At 46.8% G+C, this 24,784-nt stretch carries 29 protein-coding genes and 2 pseudogenes; 12 read left to right on the forward strand and 19 right to left on the reverse strand.

What is annotated here, in order from left to right; translation table 11 throughout:
- Positions 1 to 249: 249 nt before the first annotated feature.
- From ABLT31_RS36010 to ABLT31_RS36025, 4 genes are all read right to left on the reverse strand, one after another.
- Positions 250 to 465 (reverse strand): hypothetical protein, encoded by a 216-nt coding sequence (locus ABLT31_RS36010; RefSeq protein WP_367760502.1) that lies wholly within the window; start codon positions 463 to 465, stop codon positions 250 to 252.
- Positions 466 to 499: 34 nt separating this feature from the next.
- Positions 500 to 2,029, reverse strand: coding sequence for a copper resistance CopC/CopD family protein (locus tag ABLT31_RS36015; RefSeq protein ID WP_367760505.1), 1,530 nt, complete (start codon positions 2,027 to 2,029; stop codon positions 500 to 502).
- Between the two features lie 198 nt (positions 2,030 to 2,227).
- Entirely contained in the window at positions 2,228 to 2,776 is a 549-nt protein-coding gene (locus ABLT31_RS36020; protein WP_367760507.1) for an REP-associated tyrosine transposase, read from the reverse strand.
- Between the two features lie 123 nt (positions 2,777 to 2,899).
- Positions 2,900 to 3,520 carry a copper amine oxidase N-terminal domain-containing protein gene (locus ABLT31_RS36025; protein ID WP_367760509.1) on the reverse strand — a complete coding sequence of 207 codons (621 nt, stop codon included), beginning with the start codon at positions 3,518 to 3,520 and terminating at the stop codon, positions 2,900 to 2,902.
- A 706-nt stretch (positions 3,521 to 4,226) separates the two neighbouring features.
- Here ABLT31_RS36025 and ABLT31_RS36030 point away from each other — a divergent pair.
- From ABLT31_RS36030 to ABLT31_RS36060, 7 genes are all read left to right on the forward strand, one after another.
- Complete coding sequence (locus tag ABLT31_RS36030; RefSeq protein WP_367760511.1) at positions 4,227 to 4,568, forward strand: helix-turn-helix domain-containing protein; 342 nt, start codon at positions 4,227 to 4,229, stop codon at positions 4,566 to 4,568.
- Positions 4,569 to 4,591: 23 nt separating this feature from the next.
- Positions 4,592 to 5,542, forward strand: coding sequence for a hypothetical protein (locus ABLT31_RS36035; protein ID WP_367760513.1), 951 nt, complete (start codon positions 4,592 to 4,594; stop codon positions 5,540 to 5,542).
- Between the two features lie 5 nt (positions 5,543 to 5,547).
- On the forward strand, positions 5,548 to 6,210 hold the full coding sequence (locus tag ABLT31_RS36040) for a hypothetical protein (RefSeq protein WP_367760514.1): 663 nt from the start codon (positions 5,548 to 5,550) through the stop codon (positions 6,208 to 6,210).
- Positions 6,203 to 6,889: an N-acetylmuramoyl-L-alanine amidase gene (locus ABLT31_RS36045; RefSeq protein WP_367760516.1), complete on the forward strand. Its 687-nt coding sequence runs from the start codon at positions 6,203 to 6,205 to the stop codon at positions 6,887 to 6,889. Before ABLT31_RS36040 ends, ABLT31_RS36045 begins: the two co-directional genes overlap by 8 nt.
- A gap of 96 nt (positions 6,890 to 6,985) precedes the next feature.
- Positions 6,986 to 7,213, forward strand: a complete 228-nt coding sequence (locus ABLT31_RS36050; protein WP_367760517.1) for a DUF1659 domain-containing protein — start codon at positions 6,986 to 6,988, stop codon at positions 7,211 to 7,213.
- A 78-nt stretch (positions 7,214 to 7,291) separates the two neighbouring features.
- Complete coding sequence (locus ABLT31_RS36055) at positions 7,292 to 7,516, forward strand: DUF2922 domain-containing protein (RefSeq protein ID WP_367760520.1); 225 nt, start codon at positions 7,292 to 7,294, stop codon at positions 7,514 to 7,516.
- Between the two features lie 66 nt (positions 7,517 to 7,582).
- A complete protein-coding gene (locus tag ABLT31_RS36060) occupies positions 7,583 to 7,738 on the forward strand; it encodes a YvrJ family protein (protein WP_367760522.1) in 156 nt (51 codons plus the stop codon).
- 101 nt (positions 7,739 to 7,839) lie between these two features.
- Here ABLT31_RS36060 and ABLT31_RS36065 read toward each other — a convergent pair whose 3' ends face one another.
- Positions 7,840 to 8,574, reverse strand: a complete 735-nt coding sequence (locus ABLT31_RS36065) for a YheC/YheD family protein (protein WP_367760524.1) — start codon at positions 8,572 to 8,574, stop codon at positions 7,840 to 7,842.
- Here ABLT31_RS36065 and ABLT31_RS36070 point away from each other — a divergent pair.
- Positions 8,573 to 8,812: a hypothetical protein gene (locus ABLT31_RS36070; RefSeq protein ID WP_367760525.1), complete on the forward strand. Its 240-nt coding sequence runs from the start codon at positions 8,573 to 8,575 to the stop codon at positions 8,810 to 8,812. The genes ABLT31_RS36065 and ABLT31_RS36070 overlap by 2 nt on opposite strands.
- A 187-nt stretch (positions 8,813 to 8,999) precedes the next feature.
- Positions 9,000 to 9,104, forward strand: coding sequence for a YvrJ family protein (locus tag ABLT31_RS36075; protein ID WP_367760547.1), 105 nt, complete (start codon positions 9,000 to 9,002; stop codon positions 9,102 to 9,104).
- A gap of 55 nt (positions 9,105 to 9,159) precedes the next feature.
- Here ABLT31_RS36075 and ABLT31_RS36080 read toward each other — a convergent pair.
- Positions 9,160 to 9,522 (reverse strand): annotated as a pseudogene (locus ABLT31_RS36080) (ATP-binding protein).
- Positions 9,519 to 9,719: pseudogene (locus tag ABLT31_RS36085) on the reverse strand (ATP-binding protein); the annotation flags it as partial. The pseudogenes ABLT31_RS36085 and ABLT31_RS36080, both read right to left, overlap by 4 nt.
- Positions 9,720 to 10,953: 1,234 nt before the next feature.
- On the opposite strand from ABLT31_RS36085, the gene ABLT31_RS36090 reads away from it, so the two are divergent.
- Both ABLT31_RS36090 and ABLT31_RS36095 read left to right on the forward strand, forming a co-directional pair.
- The gene (locus ABLT31_RS36090; RefSeq protein WP_367760526.1) at positions 10,954 to 11,154 is read left to right on the forward strand and encodes a LysM peptidoglycan-binding domain-containing protein; all 201 of its coding nucleotides are present in this window, start codon (positions 10,954 to 10,956) and stop codon (positions 11,152 to 11,154) included.
- Positions 11,155 to 11,164: 10 nt separating this feature from the next.
- Positions 11,165 to 11,566: a glucosaminidase domain-containing protein gene (locus ABLT31_RS36095; RefSeq protein WP_367760527.1), complete on the forward strand. Its 402-nt coding sequence runs from the start codon at positions 11,165 to 11,167 to the stop codon at positions 11,564 to 11,566.
- Positions 11,567 to 12,094: 528 nt separating this feature from the next.
- On the opposite strand, the gene ABLT31_RS36105 is transcribed toward ABLT31_RS36095, so the two are convergent.
- The 11 genes from ABLT31_RS36105 to ABLT31_RS36155 all read right to left on the reverse strand — a co-directional run bounded on the left by ABLT31_RS36105 (position 12,095) and on the right by ABLT31_RS36155 (position 21,821).
- Positions 12,095 to 12,349 (reverse strand): hypothetical protein, encoded by a 255-nt coding sequence (locus ABLT31_RS36105; protein WP_367760528.1) that lies wholly within the window; start codon positions 12,347 to 12,349, stop codon positions 12,095 to 12,097.
- A 679-nt stretch (positions 12,350 to 13,028) separates the two neighbouring features.
- A complete protein-coding gene (locus tag ABLT31_RS36110; protein ID WP_367760530.1) occupies positions 13,029 to 13,334 on the reverse strand; it encodes a Zn-ribbon domain-containing OB-fold protein in 306 nt (101 codons plus the stop codon).
- A 3-nt stretch (positions 13,335 to 13,337) separates the two neighbouring features.
- The gene (locus ABLT31_RS36115; RefSeq protein WP_367760532.1) at positions 13,338 to 14,474 is read right to left on the reverse strand and encodes a thiolase C-terminal domain-containing protein; all 1,137 of its coding nucleotides are present in this window, start codon (positions 14,472 to 14,474) and stop codon (positions 13,338 to 13,340) included.
- Positions 14,474 to 15,949 carry a class I adenylate-forming enzyme family protein gene (locus ABLT31_RS36120; RefSeq protein WP_367760533.1) on the reverse strand — a complete coding sequence of 492 codons (1,476 nt, stop codon included), beginning with the start codon at positions 15,947 to 15,949 and terminating at the stop codon, positions 14,474 to 14,476. The genes ABLT31_RS36115 and ABLT31_RS36120 overlap by 1 nt, the downstream gene beginning before the upstream one ends.
- Before the next feature lie 7 nt (positions 15,950 to 15,956).
- The gene (locus ABLT31_RS36125; RefSeq protein WP_367760535.1) at positions 15,957 to 16,427 is read right to left on the reverse strand and encodes a PPC domain-containing DNA-binding protein; all 471 of its coding nucleotides are present in this window, start codon (positions 16,425 to 16,427) and stop codon (positions 15,957 to 15,959) included.
- 12 nt (positions 16,428 to 16,439) lie between these two features.
- Complete coding sequence (locus ABLT31_RS36130; RefSeq protein WP_367760537.1) at positions 16,440 to 17,219, reverse strand: SDR family NAD(P)-dependent oxidoreductase; 780 nt, start codon at positions 17,217 to 17,219, stop codon at positions 16,440 to 16,442.
- Positions 17,212 to 17,997, reverse strand: coding sequence for an SDR family NAD(P)-dependent oxidoreductase (locus ABLT31_RS36135; RefSeq protein ID WP_367760538.1), 786 nt, complete (start codon positions 17,995 to 17,997; stop codon positions 17,212 to 17,214). Before ABLT31_RS36135 ends, ABLT31_RS36130 begins: the two co-directional genes overlap by 8 nt.
- Positions 17,998 to 18,033: 36 nt before the next feature.
- Positions 18,034 to 19,365, reverse strand: a complete 1,332-nt coding sequence (locus ABLT31_RS36140; RefSeq protein WP_367760540.1) for a TRAP transporter large permease — start codon at positions 19,363 to 19,365, stop codon at positions 18,034 to 18,036.
- Complete coding sequence (locus ABLT31_RS36145) at positions 19,362 to 19,847, reverse strand: TRAP transporter small permease (RefSeq protein WP_367760541.1); 486 nt, start codon at positions 19,845 to 19,847, stop codon at positions 19,362 to 19,364. Before ABLT31_RS36145 ends, ABLT31_RS36140 begins: the two co-directional genes overlap by 4 nt.
- Before the next feature lie 78 nt (positions 19,848 to 19,925).
- Positions 19,926 to 20,990: a DctP family TRAP transporter solute-binding subunit gene (locus ABLT31_RS36150; RefSeq protein ID WP_367760542.1), complete on the reverse strand. Its 1,065-nt coding sequence runs from the start codon at positions 20,988 to 20,990 to the stop codon at positions 19,926 to 19,928.
- A 63-nt stretch (positions 20,991 to 21,053) separates the two neighbouring features.
- Positions 21,054 to 21,821 (reverse strand): IclR family transcriptional regulator, encoded by a 768-nt coding sequence (locus tag ABLT31_RS36155; protein WP_367760543.1) that lies wholly within the window; start codon positions 21,819 to 21,821, stop codon positions 21,054 to 21,056.
- A gap of 323 nt (positions 21,822 to 22,144) precedes the next feature.
- On the opposite strand from ABLT31_RS36155, the gene ABLT31_RS36160 reads away from it, so the two are divergent.
- On the forward strand, positions 22,145 to 23,581 hold the full coding sequence (locus tag ABLT31_RS36160) for a sigma-54 interaction domain-containing protein (RefSeq protein ID WP_367760544.1): 1,437 nt from the start codon (positions 22,145 to 22,147) through the stop codon (positions 23,579 to 23,581).
- A 26-nt stretch (positions 23,582 to 23,607) separates the two neighbouring features.
- Here the strand turns inward: ABLT31_RS36160 and ABLT31_RS36165 are convergent, their stop codons facing one another.
- Positions 23,608 to 24,582, reverse strand: coding sequence for a bile acid:sodium symporter family protein (locus ABLT31_RS36165; RefSeq protein WP_367760545.1), 975 nt, complete (start codon positions 24,580 to 24,582; stop codon positions 23,608 to 23,610).
- Positions 24,583 to 24,784: the final 202 nt, after the last annotated feature.

Genomic DNA, 24,784 nt, shown 5'->3' on the forward strand with positions numbered 1-24,784 from the left:
TATGAATCTAATTAGCCTTACTCTTTATACCAGTGCATTTGGATTGTTACTGAGTAGGATACACACTTATGTTTTAAGCCTGGATCGATATTTCAAATTAGAGAATGTATTTACCCTAAACAAAGACCATCAAAAACTCCGGTCATCCAATAAAAGAAATTTTGCTCCAAGACGATCACAAAAGCCCATCACCAATCAGCGAAATGGCTTGATTCGTTAAAAAACTAAATTTGATGAAATAGAGCATAGCTATCCCTCGACAAAATCCGGGTGGTGACAGGCACTATTCCCAATACATCTCCCTTTACGGGAATTTTCTTTTTCGGAAGGAACTCGAACAGTAAACACTTCATACTTCCCTTGAGTGGTTTCTTTAGGTTGAACCGTCACATGAGCACTAGCAATCCCTGCAAACATCGAAATAGCTAACACAGAAGAGCAAATTACACTTGTCTTTTTTTTCATGATAAAACCAGCCTTTCTTATTAGAGCTTATATTTTAATAGATTGTAAAGTCTTTGGTATACACTGTTTCATTATCCTCGGAATCCATAACCCTCACTTCTGCTGTCCAACTCCCCGCGAACGGCAGGTAGGGTCCATCGCTGACAAAATGATGTTCGCCGGGTAATTCAGCTTTCAACGGAACCTTAATCGGCGCAATTTCGGGATCGTCTTGATACGTCAAGGAAAGCTCTACCTGCTTGATTTTGAGTTCGGGTTTGGTTAACGATACATCTACGCTAAAATGATTCACTCCGGGGACATTAGGCGTGATTTGGGTTGTGATCCTAGGCACCGATTTGCTCCTATCATGCCAATACAACGGCTGATTGGGTGGAAGGGGGCTTAGATAGGTAAAAACCCCGACAATGATAACAATCAAAGTCATTAAACCAACGTCCACTTTTAATCCGATGTTGATCTGATCTATAGATTTTTTCTTTATCCCCTGGCGGAGGATCGCCCCAACCATGATGACCAAACCTACCAAGAATACTTTCGCCAAAAGCAATATGCCCCACGTTGTTTCAAATATATAGCTAAGTTTAGGTAAAAAGATCAAAGTAGAAAGTGTGCCAGTAATCGCTAATACGGTTATGCTTGCCAGCGCTGCTTTTGAAAATAACGGTAAAAAGCGCATGATGGGTTCACGGTGACCCTTCCAAAAAAGAAGAAGATAGCATAGCCCGCCTGTCCATATCGATGCTGCCAATAAATGAACCATGTCCAAAAGAACCGTTCGCATGGGGGGTTCAAATGCTATCGCATGCCCACTGATGCTTTTCGCTGTCAGCAGCATAATCACCCATACCGCATCCACCCATTTCTTCCGTCGCAAGATAAAAAATCCTAAAATCGAAAGAAAAAGAGAGAGGGTCAGCGAAAGTCCCGTTGAAGTTTTAAACAAGAGAGCTGTGATTTCATTGAAACCCCAATCTGTCAACAAATCCCCCAGTTGAACGAAGATCATCGCCAAAAGCGTGAAAAGGTAGACCTTTTGAAGGTAACTCGTCCATTCTAGGTAAATTTTTTGGAGTTCTATTGATTCGATGGGAAGAAAATGTCCCCAAGCGATCCATCCGGAGATCAACAGAAGACTAAAAAAATAAAAAATGCGGATTCCAAAGATCCCGATTTGGGTCGATGCTTCATGCTCACCATGAACGTGGTCAGCTTGATCCGTTTTTTCGGAGATAGGAGCTTTTCCTACGCTGATAACATACGAACCCCGGATCGGATGCCCGTCTGCCGATATCACACTATAGGTGACGGTATAAACGTCATCCTCTAAAGTGGGAAGCGACAGGTGCAATTCCTTTTGATTCTGGCTCATTTCTGTTGGATTTTCCATCACTGGACGCCCTTGGCTATTAAATACCTTAATATAAAATAATTCTCTCTCTAAACGCTCATTGAAAGTAAGGGTAATATCAGAAGGAGAAGAGGAAAGCTGGCTGTCCGGCGCTGGAATGGCTCGTTCAAGCAACGCATGAGCAAAAACTCCTTCCTGAATAATAACGAACAAAAAAAGGAGAAAAAAGAGCCATTTCCTAACCATATTGTTTGCAACCTCTCATTACTAGGATAAACTCCTTTAATAGACTACACTGATTCCTATAAATTAAAAACTACCCATTAGAGCTATTTTTAACTGTTGAAAAAAACATCATTAAACTATTCGGCCCGTTAACGGAATAAATATAATTTATCATCTCAGAGCACACTACTCTTCGACAAAGCGTCGGTAGTGTTGCCTTTTTTCTTGTGCTTTGCCTTGGTAGAGTTTTAGGATTCTTACTACGTTGACGGGGCATATGGATGTTTTTCTTAGGTCGGTGAGATATTGAGGGTAGCTGCTCCAGGGGTATGCTGCTGGGGATTCGGTTAGTTGGGCAACGACGGGGTTGTTATGAATATAGCGGCTGACATAAGCTAAACCGTAGCCTTCTGTTACGGGATGGCTATAAAATCTTTTTTCAAACACATGTCCAGATACACCGTATCGATTATTAAAGTAGTTCGCGAAGCCTTTGTTGATCCGGGCCATCACCTGGGATATGGGATGATCTTCTGTGGAGAGCAGTAAGTGATAATGGTTAGGCATTAAGCAGTAGGCATAGAGTTGAAAGGGCGTCTTTTGATTGGCGAGGCTCATAATGCTCAAGAACACTTCATAGTCCAGGTCATCCTTAAACAGTTTAGCTCTTTGATTTCCTCTTCCGGTTACGTGATAGGCGACACCGGGATGCCATATTCTCGGTTTTCGTCCCATGCATGGCTCCTTTCTATTCTTTAGATCTTCTAAATTCACTTAATGATTGGTTTAAAACGACTAGTACTTTTTCGACACAAATCGGGTGGTGACAGGCACTAATCCCCACCCTGTCTTCCTAAATTATTTCAATACATCTCCCTTTACGCCCTCTATATTCCATGTTTTTACAAAATCCTCTAAATCTTGTTCATTCCCTATGAATTGTCTAGTTACATCTAAGCTTATTATTACGTGTCCCATTGATTCCGTATCAGATTCAAGCCATATATAAAATTCATCCGTTTCAGGATTTTCCATTGCGCTGCTAACCCCTGCAATCATTGCCAGGTCTTTCTTTAAATCTGCAGAATTAGTAATGTGATATGTAGCGCTGAGATAGGGACCCTCGGCATCAACATTTACATTGAAAGATGAAAGTTCAATGCCATAGTTATCTAATTCGTCTGTAATAACTTTCGCATAGGCCTGGAAATAAGCAACTGTGTTATTTTGAGTAATGTTTACTGTACTTGTGCTTTGATCCCAAGAAACATCTGCACCTAAAGCTTCAGAAATCAATCTGACAGGAACCAACGTTCGCCCATCCAAACTAATCGCCGGCACATCGCCATGTACTGCTTCTCCATCTAAATGAACATTGACGATTGGAAAACCTTTAAATAAATTCCCAGTTGCAGCATAAACAGACCCTCCTATTAAAGAAAGAGCTAAAGCCACCCCGATAAATAATTTCTTTTTCATGTTCCATTCTCCTCTCAACTTTTACCAAGATATTCTATCAATTAGGACTATAATCCTGCTAAAAGATGCGGAGTAGGTACCCTTGCTAGGCACACTCTCCCGTTCTGGGATCATCCCATTTCCTTATCATTTACCTTCTCCCCACTCAGGAGGAACGTCTAGAATCCCTATAGATCCTCATTAAGCTCACTGGACAGATCATTGCCGGTAAGGTAGATGTGGTCTTATCCTCCATCTCCCAACGCAGGATACCCTATGTTTCCTATTCCAGGAGAAAGAATACTTTAACATCCTTATTCCTCAATCAAGATAACCCTCTCCTTTAGGAGGATAGGTTTCTCTCCTGCCCCAGGAAGGCTCCTATATCAAGCCCTTCCCCTTTTCTTTATATACCTTCCAGAACAAATCCAGCTCCGCCCATCTCCCGGTAAAGGATACTCCTTCAAAAACACCTCTCCCTCTCCAGGACACCTCTTGCCTTTCCCCTGCCAGGAGAGTCTTTATTATTATTAAATCTTTAAATCTCTTTAAGATCTTAAAAAATAAAAGATATAGATTCATTACTAATCCATTAATAGCTTCTTCCCTTCTCCTCCTTCAGTACACCCCTCTTCAATATTGTTCAATCTTTCACATAAATAGGATCACTATGATCCTTCCAAACGTTCTTCTATTTGAATATTGTTAAAAAGTAGGAGGCGTTGATATGGATGAGATTGAGCTAATTGGAGAGAAAATAAGAGAATTGAGGACCAAACGGGGCCTAACTCAAAAGAAGCTTGCTGAAAAAATAGATTCTAGCGAACGATATCTACGAACAATGGAGCTCAATGGGACCGATAATGTTTTTTGGCTGAAAAAGATCGCGGATGCCTTGGATGCTAAAATTGAGAACCTATTACCCGATCAATGGTTTCCTCACCAGGATCGAAGAGTTATCCTCGAGCAGCTCGATTACTCCACCAACCAAATCAAAAGTATAGACGACTTACGCCGCCTCGTACAATTGGCTCAAGAGTTGGCATCCAAATCCAACAAACTCCCCTAAAAATTCATAATTAGGAGGTTTTTATGTCCACGCTTTCAACCACCCCCGACTTTCCTCTTTATTCTGTTGCCATCACCGATTGGCTCCCCAAAATAGGTGAAAAGGCCTTTTTGGCCTGGATGAGCTTCCATACCTGGAAGGATGCAACCCCATCCGACCTCCCTGCTGTTCTACCTTACTCATTCATCCAACTGATTAAACGGCTCAAAGTAGGAAACTCCACGTTCTATAACCAAATTTTGCGGCCTTTATGGAACTTCGGGCTAATTGAACTAGAAAAAATCCCAGGCACCAATCAATTTTCTCTGAAAATCCTGCTCTATCCGCAGAATCAGCCGGACAAAGCCCGCGAACCGTTAACTCAAATTCGAGACTATGATCGAGACTTCAACTCTTGTACCACATCCGCAAAAGAGAATGCTCTTTCCGATGAGGAAAGAAGCCATTCCAGCCAAAGACAGAGTGATCTCCCGATAGAGGACAAGCCCATCCCTCCAGAAGAGATCCCAATGGACTCTGACTCTCTATCCAGCCCTATAGACGAGCCTTCTGCACCTCCTTCCTCCATGGAAATTCCGGTTGACCCTCTTCCATCCCCTCTCGCCCAAGCCATTCACGCGAACCCCGAACTTCTCCTGCGAAAAAGATCGATTGAGGACACCTACCGAAGATGCAAGAACCACCCGCAATATACCGATGAAGGCTTTCTACATAAAGCCAGAACCTGCGTGCCCTATTGTCATGACATAGAAAACTTCGGCAAATATCTTTATAAAGCCTTAATGAATGAGTGGAATCATCCAGCCTATCACCGACCATCCTCTCCACCCGCTTCTCTGCCGGAAAGGCCTCATGATGTTCCGCCATGGGTATGGAGACAGATTCATGAACCTCCTGGTCCTACAGAGAAACTTTGTCCAGAAGACCAAGCCATCGCCGATGGCCTGCTGGAAAAAATCAACCGACTCGGATGACAGATATGATGAAAAATAAGCGGCCTTCATCCTTCGGAACCCGCGTTTGCCTTTATTGCTCCCTGACTATTGCTGATTATCTCAATGGAAGACTTTATTCCGCACCACCATTGGGCGTCGGATTCTTTCATGATGATTGCTTTGAACACATTCAACATAGGCACAAGCCTATTAACCAAGGAGGAAACGAAATAATGCCTATTTTGACAGAAGCAGTGTACACAACTAACGAACCCTGGGACACCCTACTTGTGAATCTGATGGTCCTTGAACTCTTGACACCGGATTCCGAGCAAACGACTTGGCCACATATCGCCCAGTTGGAAGACACGATGTGCTATTACCACGCCGGGACCTTTACACGTAATCATGGCGACTCCGAACAGATATCCGCTCCCTTTCACCTCGCTCACACCGGTCCTATCGCCATCCTTGTCGATGCCCAAACCGGCGAAATCCTGACTGACCTATCCTTCGATACCGACCTCTTCATGATGGTCGAGTATAAGCAGGCCTTGATTATGAAATCCAGAATCGGAATGATCATGTTACAAATACATGATCTGCACTTATTCCAGCTATGGAAGCAATTCCTTCCCCCGTACCGTCTTAACGCAGCCACCCATTTCTATCATCAGTTTAAAAAGGAGCGTACCGTCCATGTTTAAAATTGAATGGAAACCCAGTCCTCACTTTACGCCTAACGTTCGACAAAACCCGGGTGGTGACAGGCACGCTGCTGCGCTCATCGTGCTCCATACGATGGCCGGGTCACTATCAGGAACCCTGGCCCACTTCCAACACCCCAACAGCAAGGTTAGCAGTCACTACGGAATAGGCAAGAAAGGAGAGATCCACCAATATGTCCGCGAAACGGATGGTGCCTGGACCAATGGACGGATCTTGAAACCCTCAGCCAAACAAATCCTCCTTCGTGGCAGCAACCCCAACCGCTATACCGTCACTATTGAATTCGAAGGAAAAGACCGTGGAGGAGCCATTGATGAAGCCCAATATCAAGCCGGCCTCTGGCTCATCCGGCAGATCGCCAGCCGCTGGAACATCCCCCTAACCCGTGAGTACATTATTGGGCATTATGAAATCGACTCCGTCAATAAACCCAACTGCCCCGGCCCTCTCTTCCCTTGGTCCCGCCTGATGAAAGACCTCGAATCCCCCCACCGTCAAGTCTCCATCTGCCGAAATGGAAGTCCCATTGCCATGGGCTACATCGATAAAGGAACCACCTATGTGCCGATCCGAAAAGTAGCAGAAGCTTTAGGTTATACCATCGAATGGGATGAGCTGGATTTTAAGGTGAATTTAACAGGGATACCGAAAAAATAACCTTGTACTCAAAAATAAACAAAAATATCAATTTATTGTTTACAAAAGAAAAGAAAGATGATAGAATAAAAGTATCAAAGAAAGGAGGTGAACCCCATGCTAATGACCAAAGACGTCAAAGAAATCAAGCTCGTCTTCATCAGCGGAATGAGCCCTGATGGCAAGGCGATCCGCAAGAGCCGCATCTACAAGAACGTCAATGCCGCCAACGCCACCCTAGAAAACGCCCACGCGTTCGGACAAGCCATGGCAGCCTTATCCGAATGGCCTCTCGATCAAGTCATCCTCTCCACGGATCAAGAGATCATCGAAGTTTTAGGATAGTGCCTGTCACCCCCCGATTCGTGTCGAATCCCCAGACCGTTCCTCGCTTTGATCCCCTAATGAAAGGAGGTGTACCTCATGCCTCGTGAACTCAATGAATCCGTGATCTCCCTGTACTTCAACAAGATGGACGGCAAAACCTTAAAGTTAGACGTCCCGGCTCCCAAAGCAGATCTCACATCCGCAACCGTGAAAACTCAAATGGAAGCTGTTGTAGCCATCGGCGGTTTGTTCGACATCGCATCCATTAAGGATGCCGGAATTACTGAACGGACCGTCACTGACTTTAGCGTAGAAGAATAATTAATAGGTGCCTGGCACATTCGACAGGTGACAGGCACTCATCAAAAACCTAAAGGAGGGAAACCCATGGAACAGTTGGACCTGATCCCGCTGATCGGCAATCTGGGTTTCCCCATTTTTGTTTCCTGGTACTTGCTCACAAGGGTGGAAAACAAGATGGATAACTTGACCGCCTCGATCGCCGAGATGACCAAAGCGATCCATGGGTGGAAGGAAACATAGAGTGGCGGAAACCCGAAAAACAGAAAAAGGCCTGATCCTTCATCCGATATGGATGGGATCAGGCCTTTAGCGTTTCAGCTTCATGGATATCTTTTTTTCCTTTACATGGATGTAAAATGTTTACCAAAATCTTTAGATGGAGCCATCTTCAACATATTGCGATAATAGCTCTTGTCGTTCAATTTCCTAAAGAAAGAAATCGCCGGCTTTGAATTGGATTCAAGTACCCACGGATTCCCTTCTTTGTCAATGGCCATATCGAAGCCGATCGTTTTGAATCCGTAGGCTTCTTCCAGCTGTTTTGCAGCACGCAAGCAGATTTCATCCAACTTCTTTAGAATGGATTCGGCTTTTTCATTTGAAAATGTTTTGGTTAAAGCGCTCGTAGCCGAAAGGACGTAGCCTTTGCTTCTGGCCACATTCGTAATAATGTGATGGGGTCCGGCCACCTTAGCAAGTTTTCCGGTGATGATCCACGGGACTTCTTTTTTCCTCTGCACCATAACGCGCAAGTCAAACGGGCGGCCATTTATCGTTGACATTGGAATGTACTGCTGAACGATATATGTTCTGGATGATGTATTCCGTATTAAATAACCAAGCGCACCCTCTTTACTTGATAGGACTTTCTTAACAGTCCCTCTATGAATCAAATATTCTCCCCCGGATAAGCGGGACACCTTCATGACCCCTGCTCCACCACCCCCGGAATTAGGTTTAAGAATAACCGTTCCATATTGATCCATCATCTCGTCGAAGTTTTTGCTTGTAAATATTTTCGTTTCAGGCAATGAGGAAAGAATGGATGGATCACGTCCCATTACCTTAATATTCATGTATTTTCCTCTTTGGGTCATAGTCATGCTCTCCTTTTTTCATGCGATAGCCTCATACAGCATATGTACCCTTTTCAAGAAAGTATGGTTATTCACCGATGCTTCAACATTTCAAACTCATGCCTATTCAGTGATGGAAGGGGTGAAGGCGCCAGGGATAGGAGCAGACGCGACAGATGGAGGCCTCTCCTTCACTCCGTTCGTGCTGCTTTTCGAGGCTCACCAAAATGTGAAGTAGTTTTTAAAAAAAGTAAATAGAAAAGGCAATGAACTCCCTAAGCATGAAATCCCTTCCTCAAATTATCTTAAAGGAGCAGGGAATTAAATGAAGCTCTAAAACAAAAAAAAAGCCTGATCTTCATCTAAACAAGGATAAGATCAGGAATTCGTAACCGTTGAAAACGGGGGCAAATCGCGCGGCTCTGTTGGACCTGATCCCACTGATCGGCAATCTGGGTTTCCCCATTTTTGTTTCCTGGTACTTGCTCACAAGGGTGGAAAATTTTCTAAAAACATGGAAAACTCATTAGAAATGTCAAGGCCGAAATATAGTTGAACAATCTGGCCACTTTAAAAATGAACATTTTAGTCGCTTTCTTTAAGCCGGTAAGAATCTCCTTGTATTTGAAAAGCAGTCCTATGGTGCAGGAGTCGATCAAGAATAGCTGTGGCTATGACAGGATTGCCCAAGACCTCTCCCCAATCAGCGTAGGATCGGTTAGACGTAAGGATCGTACTGCCTTTTTCGTATCGTTAAGCTATGAGCTGAAAGAACAAATTAGATGTGTCTTCATCAAACGGTTCATAGCCAAATTCATCGACAACAAGAAGGTCTACACGTGACCAGCGTTTCATCCAACGATAGAGGGTATTCTTTTCCTGAGCTTTTCTTACTTGCTGCATCCATTCATGTGTGGTGAAGAACAAGCACGTATATCCTTTCTTCATATTTCGTTAGCAATAGCTACGGCTAAATGAGTTTTGCCTACACCAGGAGGTCCAATGAAGATAAGATTTTCTCCATGCCGTAGGAACTCATGTTGAATTAAATCCTGTATCCGCTTAGGATCAATGGATGGTTGAAAACTAACGTCAAAGGTCTCTATATCCTTTAGGTAAGGAAAACGAGCTTTCTTTAAACGTCGCTGGAGCTTCTGGGCTTTTTACTTCTGCACAAACATTACAGGACCAAATCAAATTTTGATTTAATTTTGTTAGAAATAAAAAATACCAATGGATAATCCAGACGATGTGAAATCGTTGCGTCACATTCTAGCTTAGCTATGATTACAATAATTTGGGATGTTAAGAAACAACATGAAGGAGGACCTTGCTTGGGAATTTGTGAAAAAAAACGAATTAGTTATTGGACTATATGCTGGAAATGGATATTCCCTTATCCTTGTAAGAAGGAAAAAGATGTAGAAGTCTGTTGCTATACCTTCGATTGGATTAAATATGAAGGAAAATTCCTGTTTAGGTGTTACTGGCAAGGATGTGAAGAAGGAGTGCTTTACAAATGGTCTGAATTTTGCATTGGTTTTGGACCACCATATGTACCTCCCGGACCCACCACTAAGTGTTTTCATTATAGACTCAAAGAGGCAGGGGGATGTAATATCATCGACATTCCCTAAAAGTTTTTACCTTAAATAATCCTCGGAACGTTGTACAATATAATGTCGTCTTATCCTTTTCACTTTAGCAGAGTTAGGGACTGACCCCTTTGCTGAGCTAAAGCGTAGCTTTAGCGTGACCGAACATTTTCCCAACTGAGCTACAGCCCTACAGCCCTACAGCCCCAACTGACTAATGGTGCTAGCACATGACTTGCCTTTCCTTGCGTAATAATCATTTCCTGTTGTCTCGTCAATGGTTTTAGAAAAAGCCTTCAAAACGGGTTACCCCATATTCTGCTAAATGATATGGATTATCTATCAGATGCCGATTATAATAGTGAGGTTTTCTTCGAAAAAGATTTGGCGGAAGAAGTATTAAAGGGTGCAGAGCCGTTTAATTTTGAAATTCAAAAACTGATAGAGAAAGAATGATGAACCAACTGACATTGGTTTTTATTTTTGCCTATAAAGATTTAAAAGCAAAAATGATAAGAATATAATGCCTCAGAAAATAAATAAAGAAAGAAAAAAGAAAGATTTATTCCCTTTCGATGTCCTTATCGTTAAACCCATTAAGCCAAAAAAACAAAATACATCTAGCAAGGATAAGCTTCTTTATGCCGTTATTTCACCGTTGACGGAACTCTTCCAAGCTTTTACCGGCTGTGAAGGCAGGAACCTTGAATTTTAACTATTAATACAGGAATACAATCACAAAGTTTTAGAATTGCATATATTAATAGAAAAACTAGGATAGAGGGTGATCAAAGTGGCGGCCCATGATTCATTTGAAACCTACACCGTACTGAAGGGGGACACGCTGTGGCGTATTTCCCAGAAGTTTGGAGTAACCGTGGACCAAATCAAGCAATTAAACGGTTTAACATCGAATACCATTTATGACTGGGCAGGTTCTCAAGATTCGCGAAAAGCCCAAAACAGATCCGGTACCTATCGCTAAGCACCCTATTATGGGAAAAAATAAGGCCGCTTTAAAGCAAATGATTGATTTTGTGCAGGCGGTGAACCCCCATTTCAATACTATGATCACCTATTATTTTCTTGAAATCTCAGCGAAATACGGCGTACGGGGGGATATTGCCTTCTGCCAATCCATCCATGAGACGAATTGGTTTTTATTTGGCGGGGACGTGAAACCGGAACAGAATAATTTTGCCGGAATCGGAGCCACCGGTGGGGTGCCTGGGCATTCTTTTTCCACCATGGAAGAAGGAATAACCGCCCAAATGCAGCATCTGTTTGCCTATGCTACTGCCAATCCCCTTCCGCAAGGAGAGAAGCAGGCAGATCCCCGTTTTCATTTAGTCACACGGGGAAGCGCTCCAAACTGGGAAGATCTATCCGGAAAATAGGCTTACCCGGGATACGACAAAGCCAAGTATTCAAGTCTGCAGGAAGCATTACTGGCTGGTGATACGTACGGACAGCAAATCATGGCACTCGTGGGATCCAACATACCTTTTCCTTGAAAACGGAACAAGCTAAAGTCCTGGTTTTACATTTTATCTCAGGTGTCCGGAACTTCCCGAAAAGGCTGACGTAATTACCGGGTGCCTTTTTTTGCCTCATTTTTTTATTTTGAAATAAAGATTTATTGAAGTTTCTGCAGGAAAACGAATTCAATTCCATTATGGCCTTTAAAGACACATACTACCCAATCCATGTTTGACATATCTAAGATTGAATCGTTGCCGCAAGTAGATATCATTTATGAATATCCGGGCATTGGAGGTTACTTCTATGATGCGGCTATAAACGCAGGCGCTAAAGGTATCAATGTTGCAGGGAAAATTTCTATAGGGTCGAGTAGAAGCAGGTCTCTCGACCTGCAACCCTCACAGAACCGTGCATGCGCAATTAACGCACACGGCTCCTCGTCATTACCATTTACAGTCAGTTACTAGATTGTGTGGGAGATCAAAGATGTTTACGAAAACTCTAGGTCTAGGTAATGGGAACTTGCGTAAGAACAGCAGGAATTTATTCCAATCAAAGCTCTTACGCTGGCTCCTACGATTCAACCATTTATATAGGATGTTTCTGGTTTCCTCATAGAATTTATCCATCATCGGTCCGTTATCCGTGATTCCATAGAATCGGTAGTACCCGTTGAGTTTTCTACGAATTTTGTCCATTAGTTCATGGATGTGTAAATTCCGATGATCTCGGACCCATTCCTTGCATTTCAGTAGACTTGCTTTGAACTTCTTCTTGCTCGTCTTCCGTTTGACCCGGGGTTTTCCTTTCCGTTTGGTTTCGTTCTAGCGACTTCTGCTATCCTTGCCAATTTCGTTTCCATTTGTTGTACACCTCTGTGTGTGTGAAATGTTTCCTCAACAAGGGCGGTAACGCGTCATACGCCTTCCCTCCGTGGGCATTACCCCACTTCACAGGTACTATGCGATGATCCGACTTCCTACCGCTGTTTGGCATCCTTGCTTTGTATCGCTTGGGTAGCCATACTTCCTCTGTGTGAAGAGCGCATAGGATCTCCCGAGTTGCCGTGTCATAGCAATGTGTAACGTGCCAAGGGCTTCGACCCCGGGGAAGCCATGTTCGTCTAGCCTGTATCGTCGAACATGATGTTGCTTTCTGTGCTGACCAACACATCAGCCTTCCCGAATTAGGGATTTCGGGGCTCTATCTCCATTCAGCTCTCTGGCTTTTGGCCCGCTACCTCGTTTGCCTACGCTTAAACATAGCCGTTACCGTCTATGCTCCAAGGCTAACTACCAGTGATCGGCTCAATCTTACTGGGTGGGATTCGCACCCACTATATGACACGCCATTTCTCAGACGCACGGTCAGACCCCACTATTTAAACCAATAAATCGATTCCTCCACCCGGTTGAGCTTCACGCGTTGGCCGATCGAAGCTTGGTCTCCCTCCAAGCGTGCCGTGACTCTCAACCCCTCGTCTAACTCGACCAGGGCGACCGTATAGGGCAGCTGCGATGCATACTTACCGCCTGCCACGCGAATGGTGGTGTAGGAATAAATGCTCCCTGCGCCTTGCAGCTTCTTTTCGACCAGCTGATCAGAGGGGCATTTCGAGCATCCGTATTTCGGCGGGATGGCTAGATAGCCGCATTCCGGACAGACTAATACCGTGATTTCCATGCGCTAAACCCCCTTTCCGGCAAAAAGGTGGACAACGGAATACGCTCCCGTGCCGCCCAAATTTTGGGCCATACCGATACGGGCCCCCGGCACTTGGTTGGGTGCCGTTCCTCTTAGCTGGGAGACAATCTGAATGATTTGCGCCACGCCGGTCGCTCCAATCGGATGACCGCGGGAAAGGAGACCGCCGCTCGTATTGACCGGAATCTGCCCGCCGTGCTTCGTCAGCCCTTGCTCAACGGCATGCCAGCCTGATCCCTTTTCGAAAAATCCGAGATCTTCAATGGCGAGAAGCTCGGTCATGGTGAAGCAATCATGAAGCTCCAGCACATCGATATCCTTCGGTCCCAATCCCGCCTGGGCATACGCTTGGCGTGCCGCTTCCACCGTAGCGGAAATCGTCAGCAGCTCGGGAATCTCCTGCATGAGCGGCGGACCCGAGGCCTGGCCGGAGGCAAGAACCTCGACACCCTCCTCACCTGCCGAAAGAACGACCGCAGCAGCGCCGTCCGTCATAGGCGAGCAATCAAATAATCCGAGCGGATCACAGATCATCCGGGAGTTCATGATTTCCTCCATGGAAGCAGCCTTTTGGAACTGGGCCCGCGGATTATTCAGCGCATAGTTGCGGTTTTTCATGGCTACCATGGCCAAGTGCTCTTTGCTTGCACCGGTTTCATGGAAATAGCGATTGGCCACAACGCCGAAAAATCCGGGGAAAGTCAATCCGGCAGGGCCCTCATTGGAGTCATTATCCATCGCCGCGTTAATGGCGTTAGTCGCTAACTCCGTTCCGGCATGCGTCATCTTTTCAACGCCTGTTACCAGGACGCGATCGTAGATTCCGCCAGCGATCAGCTGGTAGGCCTGCCGGAAGGCGATCCCTCCGGAAGCGCAGGCGCCTTCCATTTTGGCGGAGGGAATCGCACCCAATCCCAGCTCACTGGCCAGCATGGAGCCTAGAATTTCTTGCCCGGCTAAGCTTCCTCCCATGAAATTGCCCACAAAGATCGCATCGATTTTTGGCTGGCCGGCATCCCTCAACGCTTCCCGGCAAGCTTCCACGGCATGCGATTTGACGCTGCGGTCATGCTTGCCGAATTTCGTCATGCCAACGCCTGTTACTGAAACCTTTCTCACTAGGATACCCCCCAATACTCTGCGCGGATTTCCTTGCGCATGATTTTTCCGTAAGAGCTTTTAGGCAGCTGGTCCACGATGAGAATCCCTTTTGGCTTTTTGAATCCAGCCAAGTGATCCCTGCACAGCTCAATCAGCTCCTGCTCTGTCACCTTTTGGCCCTCTTTCAGGACGACATGGGCATACACAGCCTCTCCCCATTTCTCATCGGGGATGCCAAATACGCAGGTCTCCTTGACGGCCGGATGAAGATTCAGCACTTCTTCCACTTCCCGCGGATACACATTCGCTCCTCCGCTGATGATTACATCCTTCTTGCGGTCCACAATACGCAGATATCCCTGCGCATCCAGCCAACCCAAGTCTCCCGTATGGAGCCATCCGTCCTTCAGTGTTTCGGCTGTGGCTTCGGGCTGATTCCAGTATCCCTTCATCACAAGAGATCCCCGGCAAATGACCTCACCTACCTGGCCATCAAGCAATTCAACCCCTTGATCATCCACGATCTTCACATCCACAAAAGGACCGATCGCCCCGCAGGAATCCGGTCGATTTCCCAGTTCATCCCTTGGCATCATGGTGATGGTCATCGGAGCCTCCACCTGTCCATACGTTTCCACAATTTTGGGACCGAGCAAAGCTAAGGCGTCCTTGATTTTTTCCGCTGCCATTGGGGCGCCTGCCATGTTAATCGTCCGAAGGGAAGAGAGATCCCGCAAACGGAAGCTTTCTTCATGAATCATCAGATTCACCATCGTCGGCACGAGAAAGACCGTAGTGATTTTCTCCTGTTCCATGGACTCAAGAAAATCCTTTGGTTCAAACTTATTGAAAACCACTTGCTTGCACCCCAATAGAAGAGAGCATTGAGCCAGGAAATTGCTCCCGTGGGTGAGCGGAGCAACATGCCCGATCACATCCTGCTGGGAAAGCCCGCAACCCATAATCAAAGAAAGCGCCCCGGAAATGAAATTGCGATGCGTAAGCATGACCCCTTTGGGCCTTCCGGTTGTTCCCGATGTATACATAATGGCGAAAGTATCCTCTTCGTCCACCTCTACATCAGGAATGGAATCGGGATACGCCGAGATCCAACCCTCGTACTCTTCTGTGGTAACAATAGGGACACCCGTCTCTATCCCTTGTAATAGATGAGGTTCGGCAATTAAGAGGCTGGATTGCGAATGGCCGAGAATATATTCATGCTCTTTGGGATGCAGGCGGTAATTGAGGGGAACCTTAATCAGCCCCGCCCATGCGATGGCCATGTCCAATTCGATATGCTCCAACCGGTTGGACATCAGGATCGCTACCCGGTCCCCCTTCCGCAAGCCGCGGCCGAGCAGCGCTTGGGACAAGCGGGCAGCCCGCTGGCGCAGCTCCTCGTATGTATATTGAATCCTTCCATCCGTAACAGCAGATCTGCCGGCATGGCTGCGGCACGTCTTTCTCGCAAGGCTAGCTATCGTTTCCATTCCCTTATCACTTCCTTTGATATTGAATTGTTGGAAAGCCTAACTCAGGTCGGTACGCGCGTACGGCATCAATTTCCTGTCCTACACGGATCGAATATTCCAAAGTAACCAGGATAATGTTCTTTCCCTTGATAAAGTGCCCTCCCCGAATATGGCAATCCTGATCAACGATCAGTCCATGGAAATGCAGGTCAAGCTTCCCTTCCTGATTGCGGCAGATGAACCCCGTGCCCTGGAGAATTTCCATGACTCCCTTGATCGTTACGGGATCACTGTAGGCGGGCTGCCCATCCGGGCCTTTGATCCCATAAACGTAATGGGCCTGCTCAAGGGATCCGATGCAGGTCACCATGCCGGTATCGACCCCATGGTATTCGCATTCCTCGATCAACCCTTGCATTAAATCCTGGCCCTTGGCCAAGGTTCCCCAAATGACGCCCTGATCCCGGTTATATACCGATTGCCTTTTAGCCGACATGTGATTCCCTCCCTAGACCATTTGCAAGCCTCCGCATACATTGAGCGCTTGGCCGGTAATGTAAGCCGCCTGATCGGAAGCAAGGAATAAAGCGGCTTCGGCCACATCCCGCGGTTGCCCCACCCGCTTCAGGGGAATCGGGCCTACATAGTCAAGAATCGCCTTTTCCGCGGAACCGCCAAATAATTCAGCCCGGTCACGGCCAATGGCCTGAAGCATTTCCGTTTCCATCGCTCCGGGACAGATAGCGTTCACCCGCACCCCATATTCCCCAAAATATTCCGCCATCGACTTTGTTAAGCTAAGAACCGCGCTTTTCGATGCCCCATAATGCATGGCCAGCGGCCGGGGAAAGCGGGCGGCGACCGAAGAAATATGAATGATGGACCCTTGGCGCCGGGACACCATATGCTTGCCGACCGCTTGGGAAAGAAAGAACAGCCCTTTTAAATTGACAGAAAGCACCCGGTCCCAATCCTCTTCCTCGATTTCCAAAAACGGCTTCGTCTGCATAATGCCTGCATTATTGATAAGAACATCGATCCGATCCGTGTCTGCAATGACCTGATCGACGGTCTTCCTCATGTCCTGAATGCTGGTAATATCCATGACCACATTTTTCACATACCCGGTCAGCTCCAGGCATTCCCGCCTTGCCGCTTCCAAGGCCCCTTCATCACGATCGACTAAGAGGAGGTTGGCCCCTTTTTTGGCAGCGGCAAGCGCAAGGCTCAGCCCAATCCCTCTTGCAGCTCCGGTAATCATGATGAACTTCCCTGCTAAATTATCCAATGGCCAGCCCCCCGCATACCTTCAAGACTTGACCGGTCACATAATTGGAAGCGGGAGAAGCCAAATATACGACGGCCTCGGCAATGTCTGCCGGATCCCCCATCCGCTTGACCGGCTGTTGATCTAAAGGATACTCCAGCCCTTTGGTCAGTTCGGTTACGACGGACCCTGGGGCGATGCTGTTGCAGTAAATGCCGAACTCCCCTACTTCCTTGGCCACCCACTTCGTCAAGGCAATGATGCCTCCTTTGGAAGCGGCATAAGCCGGGCCGGATCTTCCCTCTTTGCTGCCGGGATGCGAAGACATCACTCCCCCAATAATGCCGGAAATCGAACTAATATTGATGATTTTGCCGTAGCCTTGGTTCTTCATATGGGGATAGATCACCGCCTGCGTGAACAAGAACGTCCCGAGGAGGTTCGTATCCATATCCCGCTGCCAATCTTCCACACTGATTTCCTCCAGCCCCAAGCGGGAGGCCGTCCCCGCATTATTAACCAGGATATCGACTCTCCCGAAGCGATCGACCGTTTCAGCGACAGCCTTTTGCACTTCCTCTTTCTTGCGGATATCCACCTGCATCGCCAGGGCCCTGATTTCAGGAAATTCTGCCTGGAGGGCCTGTGCGGTTTCTTCGCCGGATAAGATATCGATAATCACAATATGGCATCCGCTGCGGGCCAAGGCTTGTGCGCAGGAGGCGCCGATTCCCCTTGCCGCCCCCGTAATGATAGCGACTTGTCCTTTCAAGCTCTGGTTATTGCTTATCTTCCACATATTCAAAACTCCTTTCCATCTATGTTCTTTGAATTCCTATGCCCCTAAGAGATCCGGCAGCCAGGTCGAGAAGATCGGGAAATAGGTCAGCAGGATCAGCACAACTAAAGCCGCGACGATAAAGGGAATAACCCCTTTGGAAATTTCCTTCAGCGAAATATCGGCGAGCCCGCATGCCACGTAAAGATTGACGCCTACCGGCGGGGTAAACAGCCCAATCGCCAGGTTCACCGTCATGAACACAGCGAACACCGTCGGATCGACATTTAAGTGCAGCATGATCGGCAGCAAAATCGGGATAAAGAGATAATAGGCAGAGATCGCATCAATAAAGGCCCCCGCAATGAGAAGGAGAATATTCACAAGCAACAAAATCAGAATTTTATTATCCGTGATTGACAGAAGCGTGTCGGAAATGGCTTTGGCAATATTCTCCGTTGTTATAATGTAGGCGAAGACAGAGGCTGAGCTGACGATCAGCATAACGACAGCGGTTTGGATGGATGAGTTGACTAGAATCGGCACCAAGTCCTTAAACTTAAGGTCCTTATAGACAAACAATCCGATTGCCAGTCCGTAGAACACCGCGAAAACGGCTGCTTCCGTTGGAGTGAAGACACCCCCGTAGATCCCGCCTAAAATAATAAAAGGGATGAGCAGACCCCAAATCGCATCGCCAAACGCCTTCAGCATTTCCCCCGCGCTGGCTCTTTCCCGCACGGCGACCGCCGCTTCGGAGGCCGCTGCCCCCTTAACCGCCTTTTCCCTTTTGTTCATGACATAGACGGCAGCGACAAAGAACGCCAATCCGAGGAGCAACCCCGGTACGATGCCGGCTACGAATAAGCGACCGACGGAGACGGCGATCTGATCTCCCGCCACAACAGCAAACACGATAAAGGCAATGCTCGGAGGGATAATGATCCCAATCGATCCCGAGCTGGCCAGAAGTCCAGCGGATAAGGTTTTGGGATAGCCGTTTTTGACAAGGGCAGGGATTAAGATGGATCCTAAAGCAGCTACCGTTGCTGGCCCGGATCCTGAAATGGCCGCAAAGAATACAGCCGTGGATACCGTTACCAAGGCGATTCCGCCTTTCATATGTCCGACACAAACGTCAGCAAAGTAAATCAGTCTCCGTGAAATCCCAGCGTACTCCATGATGACCCCAGCCAAGATGAAGAAAGGAATGGCAAGCAGGGTAAACTTGGCAATGCTGGCATACATAATGTCCGTGAGCAGAGACAGCGACTCGAAGCCGGAGCTGATAAACAGCGTGATGCCTGCCGCAGCGGCCAGGGAAACGGCGATCGGGACATTCAGCAAGAGCAACAGAATGAACAGTCCAAAAAGCATCATGCCGGTCATGCCTGTCTCCCCCTTTCGGCCAATAGCGTTTTCACTTCCAGGCTCGTGACTTCAATGGCACGTATGAGACAGAAGGCACTGCCGATCGGAAGCCCTAGGGAAAATACCCACTGAGGCCAGCCCAAAGCGGGTGAAATCTGCCCCAACTGCTTCTGAAAGAGAATCATATCGATTCCGAAATAGAAAAGGACGAGAAAAAGAAGGGTACTGATAAGTCCGATAAAAAGGGTAAGGATCACCTTTCCATTTGTCTGAATGGAATCAAACAATAAATTAAACCCTAAGTGACCTTTCCGGCTAATGGCGACGGATGCGCCGACGAAGGTCAGGAGAACAAACAGATTGACGGTCAGCTCTTCCGTAAAGGCCAAGGATGAGGTTAAAAAATACCTGGAAATGACATTCACAAAGGTAACCGTACTCATGATGGCAAGGCTTAGCGCCAGGATGGCAAACTCGATCTTCTCCAGGAACTTGCTCATGGATTTGCTAACCCCTTTCTTTCATTTCGTGTAGATAAAAGGCAGGTAGCGATGAATTCTACCTGCCGCAGATGGCTTTTATTTCGTCAGGAAAGCATCCAGCAATTCTTTCGTCCATACGGATTCATATTGCTCATAGATCGGTTGAACGGCTTCTTTGAAAGCGGCGAGCTCTTCAGCTGTCGGCTCATAGATTTCCATGCCTTTGCTCTTTAGCTCTTCAATCTGCTTCGCTTCCATTTCGCGCGCCAGCTTAATTTGAAAAGCATTGGCATTGTCAGCCGCTTCCTGAACGATTTTTTGGTCTTCCGGATGCAGCGAATCAAACAATTTCTTGTTCATGCCAAGAATCAGCGGATCATAGGAGTAGTTCCACAATGTGGCGTACTTTTGCACTTCATTCAATTTGGCGGAGTGAATGACGTCAATCGGATTCTCCTGTCCATCAATGGTCTTCTGCTGAAGGGATGTGAAGACTTCGGAGAACGTCATCTTCGTTGGATCAGCGCCTAGCTTTTTCCATAAGTCCACATACATTTTGATGCCGGGAATGCGGATCTTCAAACCTTGGATATCCTCAGGTTTTTGGATCGGCTTAACGCTATTGGTTACTTGGCGGAACCCGTTTTGCCCAAAGCCCAGAGGCTCTACGCCCTTCTCCCGAAGCAGTTTCTTGACGGCTTCTCCTCCCTTGCCTGCCATCGCTTGGTCAACTTCCGCCAAATCCTTGAACATGAACGGAGCACTGACCACGCCAAGGCGCTCATCCATGATGGAATAAATGATCGTAGAGTTATACGTTAAATCCGTGGATCCCTTGATCAACAACTCGATGGCCTTTCCCGAATCCCCACCGGAAAGCTGTTCATTCGGATACACCGTCACATTGATCCGGCCATCCGATTTCTGCTTCACTTCATCGGCAAATTGTTGAGCGGCCAGGAACCATGTGGAGGTGTCTCCAACGGTGACGGACATTTTCCAATCATATTTCTCGGTTGGCTTATCCGCACTTTGCGTTTGGCTGGAATCCGCTGCACCTGAATTGTTGCTTGTAGCGCTTTCATTCGATGACGAACAACCAGCGGCAACCAATGTCAATGATAAGGCCAAAGATAAAAATCCTTTGCTAAGCTTTCTCAAATTAACCCACCCTCTTCTTATTTTTTAACTGCCCTCAGCCTTGGTTTAAGCATGGGCAAAAAATCAACCAATTGCCGATGAAGCTTGATAGCCCATCTTTTTTGAGATACTTTTGCTCATGTGGAGCAATGTTTCGGAGATCATGTCGACCCGAACCTCATCCAGCCTGCTGGAGACCCCTGATACGCATAAGGCAGCGATGACCTTCCCCGTATAGTCGTAGATGGGTGCCGCCACTCCCCGCAGCCCCGGCTCGAACTCTTCGTTATCCAACGCGTAGCCCTGCCGGATCACTTGCTCGAGGTCCTGTTTCAACCGGGATGGGTTAACCATGGTATTTCCCGTCCTAGCCTGCAGGGGGGTTCGATTCAAATAGTCCTGCAGCTGCTCCCTGCTCATATGGGCCAGGAATACTTTACCTGATGCCACGCAATAGCAAGGAACGCGCTTCCCCACATCCATGACAATGCGAAGCGCTTGGGGGCTTTCCACCTTGTCCATATAAAAGACCTCATCATGGTGAAAGCAGGCGATCAGGCTGCTTTCGCCAACTTCCTCTGACAGTTGGGCTAGATACGGTTTGGCCAGGATCGAGAGCTTCAGATGGCTTTGGGCCGATAACCCCAGCTGAATGAACTTCTGTGTCAAGCAGTACTCACCGGATTCCGTTTGTTCAATGTAATTTTGCTTATCCAGGGTAAACAAAAACCGGTGAAGGGTGCTTTTGTTCATACCCAGTGAGACTGTAAGCGCTTTCGCGGTTGACGGGGATTCAGCCAGCGCTTCAATGATTTCCAGAGACTTAACTAGGCTTTTGATCGTGTAGTCCATTCTGTAAGACTCCTTAGTTTCACATTGTGAAACCGAGGTTTCACAAGAAGATAATACCATAGTGCCTACTTTAAATCTATAGTATTTTTTAAATATTTGATCTTCCCTGATTTTAAAGAAAATTAAATGATCTATGCATATTTATACTTAGCAAATATCATGCCAATTGTTTATATATGGATAATTAAGTATGGGCAATAGAAAGATAGGCGTTTTTGCATAAGCAAAGATGCCCATCTTTCTATTATTTGCGCATACTTGCCTATGCACTCTTCAAAATATACAATATAGTCAATCTACGGAAAATTTTTAAGGGGATATCCATGACAAGCATTGAACAATCTCAAATCATCCAGAAGCTTTACCAATCCCAATTATTGCTTTCTCATTTAATAGACAGTTCCTATGATGGCATCACGGTAATGGATTCGAATAGAAGAATCATCTGGTACAATAATGCTTACTTGCGCATATCCGGACTAGATCCCTATATATTGGATACATTCACCGTCGATGAAATCATGGAAAAGGGACTCGTCAAGCTAGCCGTGTCGAAGGAAGCGATCACCCACAAGAAGACGATCACGAAGCTAAACCAATATTCTACAGGGATCGAAGCCTTGGTTACCTCTACTCCTGTCCTGGATGAAGAGGGGAATTTGCTCTATGTGATCAGCAATGTCAGAGACTTAACTGAGCTGAACCGGTTAAAAAGTCAGCTTGACCAAACGACCAGCCTGACCGAGATTTACAGAAAAACACTGCAAGAAATGCAGTTGCCGAGCATGGATGGCAATCCAATCATCTACCGAAGTCAAACCATGGAAAAGATCGTTTCCCTTGTCCATAAAGTTTCGGCTGTCTATACCCCTGTCCTCATTTTAGGAGAGTCCGGCGTGGGAAAAGATGTGCTGGCCAACTATATTCACTTCATCAGTGACCGGCATGGCAAAGGCCCCTTCGTGAAGGTTAACTGCGGGGCCATTCCGGAGAATCTGCTGGAGTCCGAATTATTCGGTTATGAGCCGGGCGCCTTCACCGGCGCGGCACGACAGGGGAAAGCCGGGCTTTTCGAGGTAGCCGATAAGGGAACCTTATTTTTGGATGAAATCGGGGAGATGCCCCTTTCCTTGCAGGTAAAATTGCTTGGGGTTTTGCAGGATATGAAGATTCAAAGAGTAGGCGGAACGAAATCGATTCCGATTGATGTCCGGATTATTACAGCCACGAACGCGAACCTGGAAGAGCTGATCCAAGCCAAGCAATTTCGCGAGGATCTTTTCTTCCGGATCAACGTGCTGTCGATCAGCGTCCCTCCCCTTCGGGAGAGGTCGGAGGATATTTTTGTACTCCTTATGCATTTTCTTCAGATGTTCAATCAAAAGCATGGCAAGGAAAAAGCATTTTCCCCCCAAGTCATCGATCAGCTGCTTACCTATCCATGGCCCGGAAACGTTCGCGAACTGAGAAATGTCGTGGAGCGGCTGGTTATTTTATCCGATGACGACAATATCCATGAAGCCTTGCTTCCGCCCAGCATTTACCAGCATAAGCCAGCTAAGCCGGCTCCTGTGCTCCAGGATATGGACATGGGGGTGGCCAACGATGCCAAGCTTTCCTTAAAAGAAATGTTGAATGAATATGAAAAAAAACTGTTAGCTTCCTATTTGTATACTTACCGTCCCATGAAACGGTGTGCCGAAACACTTCAAATCGACCTAGCTACGCTTGTCCGCAAGAAGAAAAAATTGGGGCTGTAAGCCTTATCGATAAATGATGCGACGAATTACATCACTTGGCTCTTGAGCTGCTGACTGTCACCTTCAGGGACCCGCTTCCCCAATTTCTCGGCGACATAGGCTCCAATAGACAGGTTCGCCACCATATTCGCCACGGCCGGCACCGCGGCGGAGGCACTAATATGATCCATAGCCAATAGGGCCGCAAGCGCCGTATTGCAGATCCCCGTTTCAAAGAGGATGGCCCGGCATTCCTCTTCCCTGAACCGGAGCCATTTGGACAATACGTATCCAGCCAACATCGGCACGGAAACCTGAAAGATGACCGAAATGGCAATCAAGGGCAAAAGCCCCTTGTTTTCCGAAAGGATCGGCTGGGATTGCGATACGACGGCCAGCACGACAATAAATAAGCAAAGCGCTGAAAACAACGGGATGACAGGCCGGACCTTTTCCGCCTGTTTCCCCCACTTCCATTGGACAGCCAGCCCGGCAAGGATTGGCAGGAGCACGATATAAACCATTTTCTTGAACAGAGGAAGAAACTCCACCACAATCCATTTTCCCGCCGTTGCTTTCAGTATGACCGGGGTAAGCACCGGACCAACAAACGTATCGATCGCAGCCATGGAAATGCTTAAAGCGGTTGCTCCATTAGCCATAAACGTATACAGATTGGCAGAAGTTCCGCTCGGCACTGCTCCCGCTAAAATCATCCCTGCCGCAATGTCCGGCTGATCCCCGAACACCAGGCCCGCAATGAAAACAGAAACGCCCAAGGTTACCGTCCACTTGAGAAAAACCCCTGCAAATAACGCTTTGGGGCGCTTGATGACACGTAAAATGCTATCCGTCTTCAGGGACATCCCCATGGCAAAAAGGATAAAAGCAAGCGCAAGGCCCGTATAACGGTGCAAATCCGAAAACAGCCCCGGGATTCCATATGCCATAAGAGAACATCCCACAATCCAAATCGGCATAGGCTTCGTAACCACCGATTGGACCCAATTCCATCGACCCACAGCCATTCCTCCTCTATTGATCTACCTGAACGGAAACACTTGCAAGTTATATGCCAAAAACACTCAAGGGAGGTCTTACTTCTTGTCTATAGACAGAAAGGGTAACAACTAGACGATAACTCGAGTTTGACACCATATACTTCAAAGAAGCCTGAACCCATTGGGATTTCAGGCCTTTTTCATTATACATACCACTACATTA

Source organism: Ammoniphilus soli (assembly GCF_040813775.1).